Source organism: Mesorhizobium sp. 43Arga (assembly GCF_053714255.1).
In genome coordinates, this window is the sequence record NZ_JBSKBO010000010.1 from 190,504 (window position 1) to 205,625 (window position 15,122).

Annotated in this window: 17 protein-coding genes and 1 tRNA gene; 11 read left to right on the top strand and 7 right to left on the bottom strand. The window is 62.5% G+C overall.

The genetic code is table 11. From position 1 onward, the window contains the following. Nucleotides 1–38: 38 nt before the first annotated feature. Entirely contained in the window at nucleotides 39–2,180 is a 2,142-nt protein-coding gene (locus tag ACWGS8_RS28675; protein WP_454584083.1) for a sodium-translocating pyrophosphatase, read from the top strand. 232 nt (nucleotides 2,181–2,412) lie between these two features. On the opposite strand, the gene ACWGS8_RS28680 is transcribed toward ACWGS8_RS28675, so the two are convergent. After that, the gene (locus tag ACWGS8_RS28680; protein WP_454584084.1) at nucleotides 2,413–2,928 is read right to left on the bottom strand and encodes an outer membrane protein assembly factor BamE; all 516 of its coding nucleotides are present in this window, start codon (nucleotides 2,926–2,928) and stop codon (nucleotides 2,413–2,415) included. 115 nt (nucleotides 2,929–3,043) lie between these two features. Between ACWGS8_RS28680 and ACWGS8_RS28685 the strand changes: the two genes are divergently transcribed. The 7 genes from ACWGS8_RS28685 (at nucleotide 3,044) to ACWGS8_RS28715 (ending at nucleotide 7,901) form a co-directional block, all read left to right on the top strand. After that, the gene (locus tag ACWGS8_RS28685) at nucleotides 3,044–3,589 is read left to right on the top strand and encodes a ubiquinol-cytochrome C chaperone family protein (protein ID WP_454584085.1); all 546 of its coding nucleotides are present in this window, start codon (nucleotides 3,044–3,046) and stop codon (nucleotides 3,587–3,589) included. Next, a complete protein-coding gene (locus tag ACWGS8_RS28690; protein WP_454584086.1) occupies nucleotides 3,589–4,137 on the top strand; it encodes a YceD family protein in 549 nt (182 codons plus the stop codon). Before ACWGS8_RS28685 ends, ACWGS8_RS28690 begins: the two co-directional genes overlap by 1 nt. Before the next feature lie 113 nt (nucleotides 4,138–4,250). Next, complete coding sequence (gene plsX, locus ACWGS8_RS28695; protein WP_032929906.1) at nucleotides 4,251–5,321, top strand: phosphate acyltransferase PlsX; 1,071 nt, start codon at nucleotides 4,251–4,253, stop codon at nucleotides 5,319–5,321. A gap of 9 nt (nucleotides 5,322–5,330) precedes the next feature. Further along, a complete protein-coding gene (locus tag ACWGS8_RS28700; protein ID WP_454584087.1) occupies nucleotides 5,331–6,302 on the top strand; it encodes a beta-ketoacyl-ACP synthase III in 972 nt (323 codons plus the stop codon). A 102-nt stretch (nucleotides 6,303–6,404) separates the two neighbouring features. Next, nucleotides 6,405–6,728: an integration host factor subunit alpha gene (locus tag ACWGS8_RS28705; protein WP_010915609.1), complete on the top strand. Its 324-nt coding sequence runs from the start codon at nucleotides 6,405–6,407 to the stop codon at nucleotides 6,726–6,728. Nucleotides 6,729–6,936: 208 nt separating this feature from the next. Next, nucleotides 6,937–7,476 (top strand): MerR family transcriptional regulator, encoded by a 540-nt coding sequence (locus ACWGS8_RS28710; RefSeq protein WP_027046741.1) that lies wholly within the window; start codon nucleotides 6,937–6,939, stop codon nucleotides 7,474–7,476. A 122-nt stretch (nucleotides 7,477–7,598) separates the two neighbouring features. Then, nucleotides 7,599–7,901, top strand: a complete 303-nt coding sequence (locus ACWGS8_RS28715) for a hypothetical protein (RefSeq protein ID WP_454584088.1) — start codon at nucleotides 7,599–7,601, stop codon at nucleotides 7,899–7,901. Nucleotides 7,902–8,422: 521 nt separating this feature from the next. Here the strand turns inward: ACWGS8_RS28715 and ACWGS8_RS28720 are convergent. Continuing rightward, on the bottom strand, nucleotides 8,423–9,037 hold the full coding sequence (locus ACWGS8_RS28720; RefSeq protein WP_454584089.1) for a hypothetical protein: 615 nt from the start codon (nucleotides 9,035–9,037) through the stop codon (nucleotides 8,423–8,425). Between ACWGS8_RS28720 and ACWGS8_RS28725 the strand changes: the two genes are divergently transcribed. From ACWGS8_RS28725 to ACWGS8_RS28735, 3 genes are all read left to right on the top strand, one after another. Then, the gene (locus tag ACWGS8_RS28725; protein WP_454584090.1) at nucleotides 9,027–9,206 is read left to right on the top strand and encodes a hypothetical protein; all 180 of its coding nucleotides are present in this window, start codon (nucleotides 9,027–9,029) and stop codon (nucleotides 9,204–9,206) included. The genes ACWGS8_RS28720 and ACWGS8_RS28725 overlap by 11 nt on opposite strands. 109 nt (nucleotides 9,207–9,315) lie before the next feature. Next, nucleotides 9,316–9,600, top strand: a complete 285-nt coding sequence (locus tag ACWGS8_RS28730) for a helix-turn-helix domain-containing protein (protein WP_454584091.1) — start codon at nucleotides 9,316–9,318, stop codon at nucleotides 9,598–9,600. 183 nt (nucleotides 9,601–9,783) lie between these two features. Next, nucleotides 9,784–10,269 (top strand): YbaK/EbsC family protein, encoded by a 486-nt coding sequence (locus ACWGS8_RS28735; protein WP_454584092.1) that lies wholly within the window; start codon nucleotides 9,784–9,786, stop codon nucleotides 10,267–10,269. Nucleotides 10,270–10,345: 76 nt separating this feature from the next. On the opposite strand, the gene ACWGS8_RS28740 is transcribed toward ACWGS8_RS28735, so the two are convergent. The 5 genes from ACWGS8_RS28740 to ACWGS8_RS28760 all read right to left on the bottom strand — a co-directional run bounded on the left by ACWGS8_RS28740 (nucleotide 10,346) and on the right by ACWGS8_RS28760 (nucleotide 15,073). Next, nucleotides 10,346–10,422, bottom strand: a tRNA-Pro gene (locus ACWGS8_RS28740). 54 nt (nucleotides 10,423–10,476) lie between these two features. Continuing rightward, nucleotides 10,477–11,748, bottom strand: a complete 1,272-nt coding sequence (locus tag ACWGS8_RS28745; RefSeq protein ID WP_454584093.1) for an O-antigen ligase family protein — start codon at nucleotides 11,746–11,748, stop codon at nucleotides 10,477–10,479. Continuing rightward, nucleotides 11,745–13,280: an undecaprenyl-phosphate glucose phosphotransferase gene (locus tag ACWGS8_RS28750; protein ID WP_454584094.1), complete on the bottom strand. Its 1,536-nt coding sequence runs from the start codon at nucleotides 13,278–13,280 to the stop codon at nucleotides 11,745–11,747. The genes ACWGS8_RS28745 and ACWGS8_RS28750 overlap by 4 nt, the downstream gene beginning before the upstream one ends. A gap of 88 nt (nucleotides 13,281–13,368) precedes the next feature. Then, complete coding sequence (locus ACWGS8_RS28755; protein ID WP_454584095.1) at nucleotides 13,369–14,499, bottom strand: glycosyltransferase family 4 protein; 1,131 nt, start codon at nucleotides 14,497–14,499, stop codon at nucleotides 13,369–13,371. 10 nt (nucleotides 14,500–14,509) lie between these two features. Next, complete coding sequence (locus tag ACWGS8_RS28760) at nucleotides 14,510–15,073, bottom strand: polysaccharide biosynthesis/export family protein (RefSeq protein WP_454584096.1); 564 nt, start codon at nucleotides 15,071–15,073, stop codon at nucleotides 14,510–14,512. Nucleotides 15,074–15,122 lie beyond the last annotated feature (49 nt).

Consider the following 15,122-nt stretch of genomic DNA (forward strand, 5'->3'; position numbering starts at 1 on the left):
GGGGTTCATTTGGGCCAACAATCGAGGAAAATTTGGCAATGACCATACTTTACGCCGTCATCGCCTGCGGCCTGCTTTCTGTCCTTTACGCCATCTGGGCGACACGTTCGGTCCTAGCGTCCGATCAGGGCAATGCACGCATGCAGGAAATCTCCGCCGCTATTCGCGAAGGCGCGCAAGCCTACCTGGCGCGCCAGTACACCACCATCGCCCTTGTCGGCGTGGTCGTGCTTTTGCTCGCCTGGTGGCTGCTTTCGATCACCGCCGCGATCGGCTTCCTGATCGGCGCCGTCCTGTCGGGCGCTGCCGGCTTCATCGGCATGCATGTTTCGGTGCGTGCCAACGTGCGCACGGCGCAGGCTGCCTCCAACAGTCTGGCCGCTGGTCTCGACATCGCCTTCAAGTCGGGCGCCATCACCGGCATGCTGGTGGCCGGCCTGGCGCTGCTCGGCGTCTCGATCTACTACCTCATCCTGACCGGTCCCATGGGCCTGCAGCCCAATGACCGCATCGTCATCGACTCGCTGGTCGCGCTCGGCTTCGGCGCCTCGCTGATCTCCATCTTCGCCCGTCTCGGCGGCGGCATCTTCACCAAGGGCGCCGATGTCGGCGGCGATCTGGTCGGCAAGGTCGAAGCCGGCATTCCCGAAGACGATCCGCGCAACCCGGCCACCATCGCCGATAATGTCGGCGACAATGTCGGTGACTGCGCCGGCATGGCCGCCGACCTGTTCGAGACCTATGCGGTGACGGTCGTCGCCACCATGGTTCTCGGCGCCATCTTCTTCGGCGGCACCGCCGTTCTCGGCGCCGCGATGCTCTATCCGCTGGCCATTTGCGGCGCCTGCATCCTGACCTCGATCGTCGGCACCTTCTTCGTCAAGCTCGGATCCAACGGCTCGATCATGGGAGCGCTCTACAAGGGCCTGATCGTCACCGGCCTGTTGTCGATCGCCGGCCTCGGCGTGGCCACCTCGGTATGCTTTGGCTGGGGCGAGATCGGCACCGTCGCCGGCATGGTCATCACCGGCAAAAACCTGTTCATCTGCGGCCTGATCGGCCTCGCGGTGACCGGTTTGATCGTGGTGATCACCGAGTATTACACCGGCACCAACAAGCGCCCGGTCAACTCGATCGCCCAGGCGTCGGTGACCGGTCACGGCACCAACGTCATCCAGGGCCTCGCGATTTCGCTGGAATCGACGGCGTTGCCGGCCATCGTCATCGTCGGCGGCATCATCTCGACCTACCAGCTCGCCGGCCTCTACGGCACGGCGATCGCCGTCACCACCATGCTTGGCCTCGCCGGCATGATCGTTGCGCTCGACGCCTTCGGCCCGGTCACCGACAATGCCGGCGGCATCGCCGAAATGGCCGGCCTGCCCAAGGAAGTGCGCCACTCCACCGACGCGCTTGACGCTGTCGGCAACACGACGAAAGCCGTGACCAAAGGCTATGCCATCGGTTCGGCCGGCCTCGGCGCATTGGTGCTGTTCGCCGCCTATTCGAACGACCTGAAGTTCTTTGCCGCCAGTGGCGACAAATATCCCTACTTCCAGGGCATGGGTGAGATCTCCTTCGATCTCTCCAACCCTTACGTCGTCGCCGGCCTGATCTTCGGCGGCCTGATCCCCTATCTGTTCGGCGGTATCGCCATGACGGCCGTCGGTCGTGCGGCGGGTGCCATCGTCGAGGAGGTGCGCAAGCAGTTCCGCGAGGATCCCGGCATCATGGCCGGCACCTCCAAGCCGAACTATGCGCGTGCCGTCGACCTTCTGACAAAGGCGGCGATCCGGGAAATGATCATCCCGTCGCTGCTGCCGGTGCTGGCGCCGCTCGTCGTCTATTTCGGCGTGCTCTTGATCTCGGGTTCGAAGGCCTCGGCCTTCGCCGCCCTAGGCGCCTCGCTGCTCGGCGTCATCGTCAACGGCCTGTTCGTCGCCATCTCGATGACTTCGGGCGGTGGCGCCTGGGACAACGCGAAAAAGTCGTTCGAGGACGGTTTCACCGACAAGGACGGCGTCAAGCATCTCAAGGGCTCCGAGGCGCATAAGGCCTCGGTGACCGGCGATACGGTCGGTGATCCCTACAAGGACACGGCCGGCCCGGCCGTCAATCCGGCGATCAAGATTACCAACATTGTCGCACTCCTGCTGCTGGCCGTGCTCGCGCACGGCTGAACGGAGCCAGGCCGTTAGATAGAAACCCGCGGGGAGCGATTCCCGCGGGTTTTGTTTTGGCTCGGATCAGGCACTTACTTCAAAACCTCAAGATCGCCGGATTTGATGTGGGCTTGCCCTCTTGCTGGCAAGCCGGGCTCGCCTTGGCCAAACAAAAACCCGCGAGATCGCTCCCACGGGTTTTTGGTCGCCTGAGATGATGCTGCTTCCCGGGGGGAGCAGGGTCTGATGATCAGGGAGTGCCGCCGCCGGGGATGCCGGGCGCCAGCTTGCTGGCGCCGTTGATGATCTGGCTGAGGAAGTTCTGGTCCTTGCCGCCAGTCGGCGTGGTGCGCGAGATGAAGTCGAAAATCTTGCCGTCCTTCATGCCGTAATTGGCGATCTGGGTGACGCGGCCATCGGCGCCGAAATAGACCGCCAGAACTTTCTGGTCGACGAGCCTCGGCTTATCGAAGGCGACGTAGCGCTTGCGCGTCTGCGAAATGTAGTAAAATGCCTCGTTATCGAAGGTCGCGGTGGTCGACGGCGTGCCAAGCGCCAGAAGCACCTGTTCGCGGCTGGAACCGACGGGCACCGAATCGACGGCCTGCTGATCGTAGACATAACCTTGGGTGAACGTCTCGCTCGGACTGAGGTCGCCGATCATCTTGTTGGTGTGACAGGCCGAAAGCGCCGAAACGACGAGCAGCAGCGAGATCGCGCCGGCGGGCCTGGACGAGAAGGTCGACTTGAAATTCAGCGCGCGCAACAACAATTCTCCATTATATCGCCGCAACTTGCGCTGGGCCGCAAAACCGGTAAACCAGCTTGCTTGCCGATGCAACAAGGCCAATTCAACAAACGGTCCCCGGGAGACCATCCCCATGTTCCAGCGCCTTTTTGGTCGCGAACGCCACGCCAACCGCGCCATCACGGACGCGCTTTACGCACAAATCGTGGCGGCGGCGCGGCAGGCTGTATTTTATTCCCACTGGAGTGTGCCGGACACGCCGCTCGGCCGTTTCGAGATGCTTTCGCTGCATATGTTCCTGTTCCAGCATCGCTTGCGCGGCGAGGGCGGCGTGGCGCAGGAGATCGCCCAGGTGCTGATCGACGAGTTCTTCCTCGACGTCGATCATTCGCTGCGGGAACTGGGCATTGGCGATGTCGGCGTGCCCAAACGCATGAAGAAACTGGCGAAGATGTTCTATGGCCGCACCGCCGCCTATGATGATGCGCTGGACAGAAACGATCGCGACGGGCTGACCGCAGCACTTGCCCGCAATGTCCGGCCCGATGCAGGCACATGGCCGGAGGCGCCGCAATTGGCCGACTATGTCGCCGACGCTTGCCGGCAGCTGTCCGCGCAGCCGTCCGAATCGATCGTTTCCGGCACGGCGGTGTTTCCGCTCGCCAAGGGAGGTGCTTGATGAAACATGTTGATCCGCGAAGCCCGGTTTCCTTCTTCGCCAATGTCGCCCGGCTGCCGCAGAAGGGCCTGCCGGTGGTGATCGAGGCCGACGCCGCCCAGCGTGCCGCGCTCGCCGAGGAGCACGGCCTGCTGTCGGTCGAAGCCTATCGCGCTGAACTGCTTGTCGCTTCCTGGAAGCGCAATGGCATCAAGGTCAGCGGCCGTGTCGAGGCCGATATCACTCAGGCCTGCATCGTCACGCTCGAACCCGTTGAAGCGCATATCGACGAGCCGGTCGAGGCGCTGTTGCTGCCCGAGGATTCCAAGCTTGGGCGGCAGGGATTCGAGGGCGGCGGCGAGATCTTGCTCGACGCGGATGGTCCTGACAGCCCCGAAACATTCTCCGGCGACATGATCGATGTCGGCGCGCTCGCCGAGCAGTTCTTCGGACTGGCGATCAACCCCTATCCGCGCAAGTCGGGCGCGTCGCTGGATGCCGGCGGCGAGGCCGAAGCGGTAGAGAATGAATTTCAGCAAAAACTGCGATCCTTGCTGGGAAAATCCTGAAAACCTCGCCCGCGATGGAAAAGTCGGTTGTGTGAAAACCCAAAACCGCTATTTTCGCCGAACCTTCGCGATCACTAAAGCGACCTGCCGCATAACCGTGAGATAAATACCGCGTGATCAGGATTTCCATCGATGCCATGGGCGGCGATCACGGACCAGCCGTGGTTATTCCGGCGCTCATGACGGTCGCGACTCGCCGTCCCGACATCCGCTTCGTCATCTACGGGCGTGAGGAGCTTGTGCGCCCCGAACTGGCCAAGTTCCCCAAATTGGCAGAGGTGAGCGAATTCTTCCATTGCGAGATCGCGGTCAGAATGGACGACAAGCCCAGCCAGGCCTTGCGCCATGGCCGCTGGAAGTCGTCGATGTGGAAGGCGGTAGAAGCGGTCAAGTCAGGCGCCGCGGACGCCTGCATCTCCGCCGGCAACACCGGCGCGCTGATGGCGATGTCGAAGTTCTGCCTGCGCACCATGGCCACCATCGATCGCCCGGCGATCGCGGCATTGTGGCCGACATTGCGCGGCGAAAGCGTGGTTCTGGACGTCGGCGCCACCATTGGCGCCGATGCACACCAGCTCATCGATTTTGCCATTCTGGGCACCGGCATGGCGCGCTCCGTGTTCGGCGTGGCGCGGCCCACCGTCGGCCTGCTCAATGTCGGCGTGGAAGAGATTAAGGGCCAGGAAGAGGTCAAGGAAGCGGGGCGCATGCTGCGCGAGGCCAACATGGCCTCGATGAATTATCATGGCTTTGTCGAAGGCGATGATATCGGCAAGGGCACGGTCGACGTGGTGGTGACGGAAGGCTTCGCCGGCAACATCGCGTTGAAGACCGCGGAAGGCACCGCGCGCCAGATCGCGGGCTATCTGCGCGCCGCGATGAGCCGCACGCTGATGGCCAAGATCGGCTATGTATTCGCCAAGAGCGCCTTTGATCGCCTGCGCGAAAAGATGGATGTCGGCCGCTCCAATGGCGGCGTGTTCCTGGGGCTGAACGGCATTGTCGTCAAAAGCCATGGCGGTGCCGATTCGGATGGTTTTGCCGCTGCCATCGAGCTCGGCTATGACATGGTGCGCAACAATCTGCTCGACCGCATCGAAGCCGACCTGGACCTGTTTCATGCGCGCAACCCGCATGCCCTGTCATCACGGAAATCCGACGTCGTTATCGACGCGAAGGAATAGGAAAGAACTTTGATCAGATCAGTCGTGCGCGGCACGGGCGCCGCGCTGCCCCGCCGCATCATGAAGAATGCCGATTTCGAGGGCATGGTTGAAACCTCGGATGAGTGGATCGCCCAGCGCACCGGCATCCGCCAGCGCCATATCGCGGCTGACGACGAGACGACGGCTTCCCTGGGAGAGGCCGCGGCCCGTGCCGCCCTTGCCAATGCAGGGCTGACGCCGGATGACATCGACGTGATCGTGCTGGCGACGTCGACGCCCAACAACACATTCCCGGCCACCGCGGTAGAGATCCAGAACCGGCTCGGCATGCATCACGGCTTTGCCTTCGACATGCAGGCGGTATGCTCGGGCTTCGTCTATGCCGTGACGACAGCCGACCTCTACATCCGCGGAGGACTTGCCAAACGTGTGCTGGTGATCGGCTCGGAAACGTTCTCGCGCATCCTCGACTGGAACGACCGCTCGACCTGTGTGCTGTTCGGCGATGGCGCAGGGGCACTTGTCCTGGAGGCGGGCGAGGGGGCCGGCACGATTGCCGACCACGGTGTCCTGGCGGCCAGCCTGCGCTCCGACGGCGTGCACAAGGACAAGCTTTTCGTCGACGGCGGGCCGTCGACCACGGGGACGGTCGGTCACCTCAGGATGGAAGGCCGCGAAGTCTTCAAGCATGCGGTCGGCATGATCACCGACGTCATCGAGTCAACCTTCTCGGCCGCCGGCATATCGGCCGACGATCTCGACTGGTTCGTGCCGCACCAGGCCAATAAACGAATTATTGACGCATCCGCCAAGAAGCTCGGGATAGCAGAGCAAAAGGTGGTGGTTACAGTCGATTTGCACGGTAACACCTCGGCTGCTTCCGTGCCGCTGGCGCTATCGGTGGCCGTTGCCGATGGCCGCATCAAGAAGGGCGACCTCGTCCTCCTGGAAGCGATGGGCGGCGGCTTCACCTGGGGCGCCGTTCTGGTTCGCTGGTAAGTGCCGAACGGCTCGGTTTCGGTCCTTGACCTTGACGGATCAATTACTTAGGCTCTGCCGTTGTTGTGCCGATTTTACGTTTTGAACTGATGGGACGGTCGCATGGGGGGAAAGACACTTACGCGTGCCGACCTGGCGGAGGCCGTCTACCGAAAGGTCGGCCTGTCGCGCACTGAATCCGCCGAACTTGTCGAAGCCGTGCTGGACGAAATCTGCGAAGCCATCGTGCGTGGCGAGACGGTCAAGCTGTCGTCTTTCGCGACGTTCCATGTCCGCTCCAAGAACGAGCGCATCGGGCGCAATCCCAAGACCGGCGAAGAGGTGCCGATCCTGCCGCGCCGGGTGATGACCTTCAAATCGTCCAACGTGCTGAAGAACCGCATCTTGCGCTCTCACCAGAACAGCAAGGCCAAGGGCGGCAAATAGCCTTCATTGTACGGTTGAAAACCAGCGCCGCGATCACGCCGGGCTTGAATATTGCTTCACAAACCGCTGAAATAAGACCCGATTCGGCAGCATGGCCGGATTGGTGTTCCGCGTATGATCCATTCCGCGCAAATGGAATGAGCTTTTCTTTGAGCCTGATCTCGCTGAAGACCGTTCCGGATCACGCTCCAGCGTGAGGATTTCGCCCATGGACAAGAGCCCTGACGCCTTCCGCACCATCAGCGAGGTCGCTGAAGATCTCGATCTGCCACAGCATGTGCTGCGCTTCTGGGAGACACGCTTCAACCAGATCAAGCCGATGAAGCGCGGCGGCGGCCGCCGCTATTACCGGCCGCAGGATGTCGAACTGATCAAGGGCATCCGCCACATGCTCTACGACCAGGGCTACACCATCAAGGGTGTGCAGAAGCTGCTGCGCGAGAACGGCAATCATTTCCTGGTTGCCATCGGCAATGGCGACATGGCCGCCGTCGAGGCGATCTCGCAACGAAAGCAGGCCGATCAGGTGCCGCTGACGCCGGCGGCCCAGCCGCGCGGTGGAGATGACGAGTTGGTTGGCCAGCCAAGGGTCAAGCCCAGCCGCCGCTTTTTCGGCCTGGGCAAGAGCGATGAGGAAGGTCCGGTTCAGCCGGACTCATCGAAACTTTCGCGCGACAATCGCGCGCTGCTGCAGGAGGCGCTGTTCGACCTCCTGGAATGCAAGCGCCTGCTTGACCAGGTCCGCTGACATCAGCGCGAAGCGCTTTGAAGCCTCGATACCGGAACCCGCCCTAGGGTGAGGCGTTACGTTTCCTCTGCAAGACGTCGTTCAGCAAGACGACGTCGTATGGCAAGACAAGGAAACGCATGATGGCATCATTTTCGACCCTTTCGGACATCGACCTCGAAAAGCAGGTCGCGGCCCTCTCGAGGGAACTCACGGCGTTGCGTAAGGCCGTGTCAAAGCGGGGTGGCGCCTACTATGAAGGCGGCCGCGATGCCGCTGTCGACACATATTCGGATCTTGCAGGACGCCTGCACGACGCCATGCCGGCAATCCGCAAGCAAGGCAGGGTGATCGAGAAATCGGCCCGTGACCATCCGGCTGCGGCCGCCGCGGTTGGGCTCGTGGTGCTCGGCCTGGTCGCCAGCCTGCTGTTCAGCCGGCGCTGAGATACCACTGTCCTTGGATGATGGTGATCTGGCCTGTTCGCAAACGCCTGGCGCCTGGCATTGCCAGGAGAAGACCAGCCCTGGACCAAGGAGCCAAGGCCGGTCTTGTCGTTGTATTTAGTAGGCCTTCTTCACGGGGTGGTGGCGGTGGTGAGCGCGGTGGTGGCGAACATGATGACGGTGGACGCGGTGATGATGATGGACGCGGTGATGACGATGGTGCTTTGCCATCGGGGTCGCATCGGCGCTCGTCGCACCGATGACCGGCGCCGTGAAAGCGAGTGCAACCGCAAGCCCGAGGGCCGAGAGGAGGGACTTTTTCATGGATCGTTTCCTTCTTTCGCCGGCGGATCTTAAAAATCGGGTCGATGGCCCGACCGCCGTGAGTGGGATTACGCTCCTGATTTCTTTCGTCAGTATTTCCAGATTGTAGAATTTTGTTTCCGGCGTGTTTCCGGGGAGCCGACTTCCCGACACTTAATCGTGAGGGCCGAAAAGCCGGCTCTTGCCGCCAATTTTGGCTACATCGGCGGGATCACGCCATTGGTTCCCACCACGACGCGGCTGGAACTCAGCATCCCGTCAGTCTCGCGCTGGGCGGAAACGAAGACCGTCGCGCCCGGCTTGAGATTGGCTGGCGTGGCCGGGGCGAAGGTCACGACGGGCGTGCTGTCGGGGATCGAAATCTTCTTGGTCTGCCCGTTGTCGTAGGTCAGCGTCACGGCGCGCCCGCTTATATCGGTGACGTCGGCCACGGTGCCGTTGGTCATGCGGCTGTTCGGCTGCAGGTCCCAGGGACGGTCGCCCTCGCCAGTGCCTTTCAGAGCGGCTGGGAAAATCACCACCTCCAGCGCGCCGCTGCCGCCATCCGCCTTCGAGACGGAGGCGATGCCGAGGAAATCGCCCTGCTTGATGTCCTTTTGCGAGGCGCTGGCGACGCCGGAAATCTTCCAGCCGGAATTGAGCTTGATCGCGGAGGTGTCGCCCTGGCGGGTTTTAACGGTCAGCAGCGATGGCTCGAAACTGACCACCGTGCCGCGCACGCGCAGCCCGTCCGCCGCCTGGGCGGTCGCCGCTCCGGCGATGAAAAGGCTGGAAATCGTGCCGAGCACGAGGAGGGACGTCTTGAAGTTCATTGCGGAGATCCTTCTGGGGACGGGCCGGCTGGAACCGGATGGTTTTCACGCCGGCGCATCAGAACAACGAACAGGTGGGCCTAAACCTCCGGGCAAAAAGGTGCCGGGCTGTTCAAAAGAACTTGATGGCGTGCGTGAGACCGCCTCGCGGGTGTCTGCTTCACGATAGCGTGACGGCCGGTTTGGCTCTTGGCAAATCGCTGGCGAGCGGGCATGTTCCTGCTCGTCTCAGGCAGCACTCCATTTTGATCAAACTCTTTCAGCCACCGGAGTTGCCAATGCCCAACAATGCAAAAAGCCATGCCCTCTCCGAACCGTTAGCCAGTGAGATCGGGCCGAATTACACCACCCTCCGAGCCATGCGGGAAGCCCGCGGATACAGTGTGGAAGAGCTTTCCCTGACCTGCGGCCTGTCGGTCGGAGAGATCGAGGACATCGAGAACGGCCGGGCCGCCGATCCGTCGAAGCTGCGTCGTATTGCGTCCGCGCTTCGCCTACCCCATGAGGCTCTCATTGCTCCCGCCGCGCCGACGCCGGCCGCACAAGGCAGACCGCTGGCATAGACCAGACCAGCCAAGCAAAAGAACCCGCCAAGGCCCGCCTGGCGGGTTTTTTGTTGATGTGACGGCGTTCTCCAGCAGGCCGGGCTTGCCGATCTACAGATCGCGCGTGTTTATATCTGCGGCATCCAAATCCGCGCCAATCGCGTCCGCCGTGTATCGAGGTTGAACCGTGGTTTTTTCGATATGAGCCTGGAATCCGTTCGTGCCTTCTTCGCCGCTCATGCACCCGACATAGAGGTCATCGTCACGCAAGCGAGTTCGGCAACGGTGACATTGGCGGCGGAGGCGCATGGCGTCCTGCCGGCGCAGATCGCCAAGACCATCTGCCTGCGCATTGGCGAGCGCACCATGCTGGTCGTAACCAGCGGCATCGCCAGGCTGGACAACCGCAAGTTCAAGGACCAGTTCGGCGGCAAGCCGCGCATGCTGGACGCGGAGGAGGTTATCGCCGCCACGAGCCATCCGGTCGGCGGTGTCTGCCCCTTCGGCCTGCCGTCGCCGCTGCCGGTCTACTGCGACGTCTCGCTGCACGAATTCGACGAGGTGGTGCCTGCCGCCGGCGCGACCAACGCCGCGGTGCGGATTGCACCGCAGCGGATGGTTGAGCTTGCCGGCGCTGAGTGGGTCGATGTGTGCCAGCCTTTGAGCCTGGACCCAATCCGCAGCTGATCAGCAAGGGAATAAGCGATTCGAGGATTGGCTGATCTGGCTGGGGCGGACTTCGGGGGCAAGTCCTGCTTTTAAATGGTCGGAGTGGCCGGATTCGAACCGACGACCCCTTGACCCCCAGTCAAGTGCGCTACCGGGCTGCGCTACACTCCGGACCGAGCGCGATGTATCGTGATAACCCTGCCGGGGTCAACCGAAATTCGGTGTTTATCGCACCGGTGTGGATGCGAACGCTGGTGCGCCCAAAAATGCCGGCCGCAACAGGCGCTGATGGTGGTATTCGAGAGCAATGGCGCCCCACACCAGCCCGAGCAGCAGATACATATGACGCCAGTGGTCGATGTCGATGAAGGTGCCGAGGCCGATATTGCCGATGAAGGCGACATAGGCACACAACAGATAGGGCTGCCACGGCCGGTCGCGCAGCAGGATGCGGAATCCGGCCACTATGGTCCAGACGACGAGCGTCAGGAACGACACGAAGCCGAGCCAGCCATAATCCATCAGCATTTTCAGCCAGATGTCGTGCGTGTCCTCGCCGAACATCTTGCCGAACACCAGTGGCCCGATGCCGAACGGGCGCTCCATCGCCATCTGGAAGCCGATTCCGTAGCGGGCGAAGCGGCCCAGGCGGGCGGTGTCATAGCTCTGTTCGAGACGCGCACGGCTGGAGAACATCTCCGCCACCCCGGGCAGTTGCAGGATGACGATGATGGCGATCGTCAGCAGTGCCAGCGCGGCGATGGTCATGATCACCACGCGCAGCCGGAACTTGCCGCTGGCGCTCTGCAGGAAGAGGCAGCCGGTGAGCAGCACCGCCGACACGGCGAACATGCCCCAGGCGCCGCGCGAGAAGGAGAAGAAGATGCCCAATGTGATGATCAGCAGCGGCACAACCAGCAGCGGCATGCGGGAGACCGAACCGGTCAGGATCAGATAGAGCAGATAGATGCCGGGCAGCACCAGGAACGGCCCAAAAACGTTGGGGTCCTGGAAGGCGCCGGCTGCGCGGTCGTATTTGGTGAACATTTCGGCGCCGGGGAAGGCGTGGAAATAGCCCGCTATGCCGAGCAGCGAGGTCGCCACCGCCGAAACGACATAGGCATTGAAGATCGGCCGGTAGAGGCCTGGCTGCGTGGCTGTCACCGAGGCGAAAAACACCGCGCTGAAGGCGAGAAACAGCGATACGCAGAGATAAAGCGGCGTGAAGGCGAGGTCCGCCATCTGCGTCATGGAGATCATGCCGCCGATATTCATCGTCACCAGCAGCACCAGCAGCGGCATGACCGCGCGCGAAATCCGCAGGCCGAAGAACGCCCAGATGGCGATCAGCCCGGCCATGTAGATTTCGTAAGGCGCCGGCTCGCTGATGACGAAGCCGGACAGAAGGATGCCGACCACCACCGCACTGGAGGAAATCAGCGCGATCAGCTTGGCGTTGACCGCGCCCTGCGGCAGCTCATGGGAAATCGCGCTCAATAGGCGTTTTCCGTGTTGAGCAGCCGGATCGGCGTCAGGAACAGGATTCTGAGATCAAACAGCAGCGACCAGTTCTCGATGTAGTAGAGGTCGTATTCCGTGCGCATGCGGATCTTCTCGTTGGTGTCCATCTCGCCGCGCCAGCCATTGATCTGCGCCCAGCCGGTGACGCCGGGCTTGACCTTGTGACGGGCGAAATAGCCGTCGACCACCTCGTTGTAGAGCAGGTTGTGCGATTGCGCCGCGATCGCATGCGGGCGCGGGCCGATCAGCGACAGAGTACCAAGCAGCGAATTCACGAATTGCGGCAGTTCGTCGATCGAGGTCTTGCGGATGAAGCGGCCGACACGGGTGACGCGCGGATCGTTCTTGGTCACCGTCTGCTTGGCGGTCGGATCCGACCGGTCCGTGTACATCGAGCGGAACTTGTAGACCTCGATGATCTCGTTGTTGAAGCCGTGGCGCTTTTGCTTGAACAGCACCGGTCCCTTGCTGTCGAGTTTTATGGCGATGGCGGTCGCCAGCATCACCGGCGAGAAGACGATGATGCCGACCAGCGAGAAAATGATGTCGAAGGCGCGCTTGGCGACCGAATCCCAGTCGTTGATCGGCTTGTCGAATATGTCGAGCATCGGCACCGAGCCGATGAACGAATAGGCGCGCGGGCGAAACTGGAGCGCATTGGAATGCGCCGAAAGCCGGATGTCGACCGGCAGCACCCACAGCTTTTTCAACAGCTGCAGCACGCGCGTTTCGGCGGTCAGTGGCAGCGACACGATCAGCATGTCGATGCGGGCGATGCGGGCGAACTCGATCAGTTCCGAAATGGTGCCGAGCTTGGGATAGCCGGCGACGATCGGCGGCGAGCGCTTGTCGGAGCGGTCATCGAAGATGCCGCAGATGCGGATGTCGTTGTAAGGCTGCTTTTCGACCGAGCGGATCAGGATTTCGGCCGCCTTGCCGCCGCCGACGATGACGGCGCGCCGCTCCATGCGGCCGTCGCGCGCCCAGCGCCGGATCAGCCTCGACATCACCAGCCTGAGGCCGAAGAGGAGAACGAAGCCGACGACGAACCAGGTGCCGAACAAAAGCCTGGAATAGTCTTCCGACACCTTCGTGGCGAAGGCCGTCAATGCCATCAGCGCGAAGGCGCCGGCCCAGACCAGCAGGATGCGGCCGAAATTGGCGATCGGCCGCATCAGCGAAACCACCTGGTAGCAGTCGGTGACATCGAGCAGCACCACGGCGAGGAACGACGCGGCGGCGATCGTCACCGGATATTGCCAGGCGAGATAGTTGAAGAACCCGACAAAGTAGAAATAGACGCAGAGCCCCGAAAGGAACAGCAGCCCGAATTCGACCATGCGCAGGACGCCGCTGACCATGATCGGCGACATCGTATCGCGCCGGTATTGCGAGGCGACCTGCCGGGCAACGTCATTCATGCCGCCGGGCGCATCGCCATCGGTCGGGCCGTCGAATTTTCGTACCGCTTCGGGTGAAAAGCGGTGTGCGGGGTCGATCTCATTCATGGAACAGTCCGCAAGCTTCCCAGGGTGATTAGCAAAAGAGAGCTAAGAAACCCTTGAAACAACGCGTGGCTTTGGAAAGGCTCAGGCGTTACCAGCCGAGCGCGGCGAAATAGGCCTTCTCGATTTCGGCGGCCATGACGTCGGCGCCGAAGCGCGCCCTGAGGCCCGGGCGATCGGGCATCAGCCGGCCATAGGCAGCCAGATCGGCCAGTGCCTCGCTCATCTTGTCGGCGAGTTCGGCCGGATCGGGGCGGATCAGGGCAGGGGAGCCGGAACCGAAAATCTCCGGAATGCCGCCGACGGAAGTGGCGATCATCGGTCTTGCCGCGGCAAGGGTCTCCAGCACGATATAGGGCATGGCTTCCGCGCGGGATGGAACGACCACCAGCGCCGCAAGCGCGAAGGCTTCCCTCGCCGGCATTGGCGACAGGAAGCGGACATGGCCTTGAAGTCCCAGGCGCTTTACCTGTGCGTGGTAGCGCGGCAGGTCGTCGCCGTCGCCGACCATCACCGCGCTCAGCGCGCGGCCAAGCCGCGGGCCGGCGGCGGCCAGGGCATCGATGAAGATGTCGGGTCCCTTCAGGTCCCGCATCATGCCGATATAGATGAGATCCGCCGCGTCGGGTCCGATGGATACCGGTTCGAATTCGGCGGCGCGCAGCCCGTTGTAGACCAGGATGTTCGGGATCGGCGGCTCGCCCACCTTCCTGCGATAGGTCCGCCGCTCATAATCCGAGACGAACAGCAGGCAATCGGTGAAGTGCGCCATGGAGCGCTCGAGCGCGAAGAACAGCTTCCCCGTGGCCGTCGCTTCGTCATAGTGGAGGGAGCCGCCATGCGGCGAATAAAGGCGGGCTACGCGAGACCTTGATACCCGCAACAATGAGCCGAACAGACGGGCATAGGCGCCACCCTTGGCGCCGTGCCCGTGCAACACGTCCGGCCGCAATTCCTTGATGATCCTGTAGGTGCGCCGGGCCGAGGCGAGATCGCCCGGGCCGACATGGCGCTGCATTGGCGTGCGATGGATGCCGAGCGCCAGCATGTCCTTCATCTGCTCGAACAGGCGCTCCTCGAATTCGCCGCCCGTGGTCGAATCGCAGACGATGCCGACCACATGGCCGGCGGCGACCTGCGCTTCGGTCAGGTCGCGCACATGCCGGAAAATTCCTCCGACAGGTGAACGAAAGCAGTGGACGATCCTGAGCTTGTCCGCCACGTGGTGTCTGTCAGAACAGGCGTTCGCGGACGTAGACGGTATCTCCGGGCAGCAGCGGGTCGGAGGTGACCACGCGGCCGGTCATCACCTTGCCGTTGATGTCGCGGGTGATGTCGACACTTTCCTGGTTGGCGCGTGGCGAGAAGCCGCCGGCAATGGCGATGGCCTTCTGCACGGTCAGGCCGGGCACATAGGAATACTGGCCGGCGGCACCCACTTCGCCCATGACGAAGATCGGCCGGTAGCGATCGATCTCGACCGAGACGTCGGGGTCGCGCAGATAGCCTTGCCGCAATTTGTCGGCGATCTCCTTTTCCATCTGCTGCGCGGTGTGGCCACGCGCCGGCATGGCGCCGACAAGCGGGAAGGAGAGGTAGCCGGATTGGTCGACGCTGTAGGTATTGGTCAGGCCCTCCTGTTCGAACACGGTGACGCGGATACGGTCGCCGGCACCGAGACGGTAGGGCTGATCGAGAACCTCGTGGAAGGCAGCCGGCGTCGGGCGGTAGCTGGAGCAGCCGGCGAGCATCGATACGGCAAGCAGAGCGTGAAAGAGGGAAGCAGTGCTTTTCATGACCGGAAACGTACCTTCGACTGGCCGCTGCGGCGTCGCAGCAAACATC

Excerpts from the sequence above, each read along its gene's own strand:
- ACWGS8_RS28675 (WP_454584083.1), top strand. The coding sequence starts at position 39 with ATGACCATACTTTACGCCGTCATCGCCTGCGGCCTGCTTTCTGTCCTT.
- ACWGS8_RS28685 (WP_454584085.1), top strand. The coding sequence starts at position 3,044 with ATGTTCCAGCGCCTTTTTGGTCGCGAACGCCACGCCAACCGCGCCATC.
- ACWGS8_RS28690 (WP_454584086.1), top strand. The coding sequence starts at position 3,589 with ATGAAACATGTTGATCCGCGAAGCCCGGTTTCCTTCTTCGCCAATGTC.
- ACWGS8_RS28705 (WP_010915609.1), top strand. The coding sequence starts at position 6,405 with ATGGGGGGAAAGACACTTACGCGTGCCGACCTGGCGGAGGCCGTCTAC.
- ACWGS8_RS28710 (WP_027046741.1), top strand. The coding sequence starts at position 6,937 with ATGGACAAGAGCCCTGACGCCTTCCGCACCATCAGCGAGGTCGCTGAA.
- ACWGS8_RS28715 (WP_454584088.1), top strand. The coding sequence starts at position 7,599 with ATGGCATCATTTTCGACCCTTTCGGACATCGACCTCGAAAAGCAGGTC.
- ACWGS8_RS28720 (WP_454584089.1), bottom strand. The coding sequence starts at position 9,037 with ATGAACTTCAAGACGTCCCTCCTCGTGCTCGGCACGATTTCCAGCCTT.
- ACWGS8_RS28730 (WP_454584091.1), top strand. The coding sequence starts at position 9,316 with ATGCCCAACAATGCAAAAAGCCATGCCCTCTCCGAACCGTTAGCCAGT.
- ACWGS8_RS28735 (WP_454584092.1), top strand. The coding sequence starts at position 9,784 with ATGAGCCTGGAATCCGTTCGTGCCTTCTTCGCCGCTCATGCACCCGAC.
- ACWGS8_RS28750 (WP_454584094.1), bottom strand. The coding sequence starts at position 13,280 with ATGAATGAGATCGACCCCGCACACCGCTTTTCACCCGAAGCGGTACGA.
- ACWGS8_RS28760 (WP_454584096.1), bottom strand. The coding sequence starts at position 15,073 with ATGAAAAGCACTGCTTCCCTCTTTCACGCTCTGCTTGCCGTATCGATG.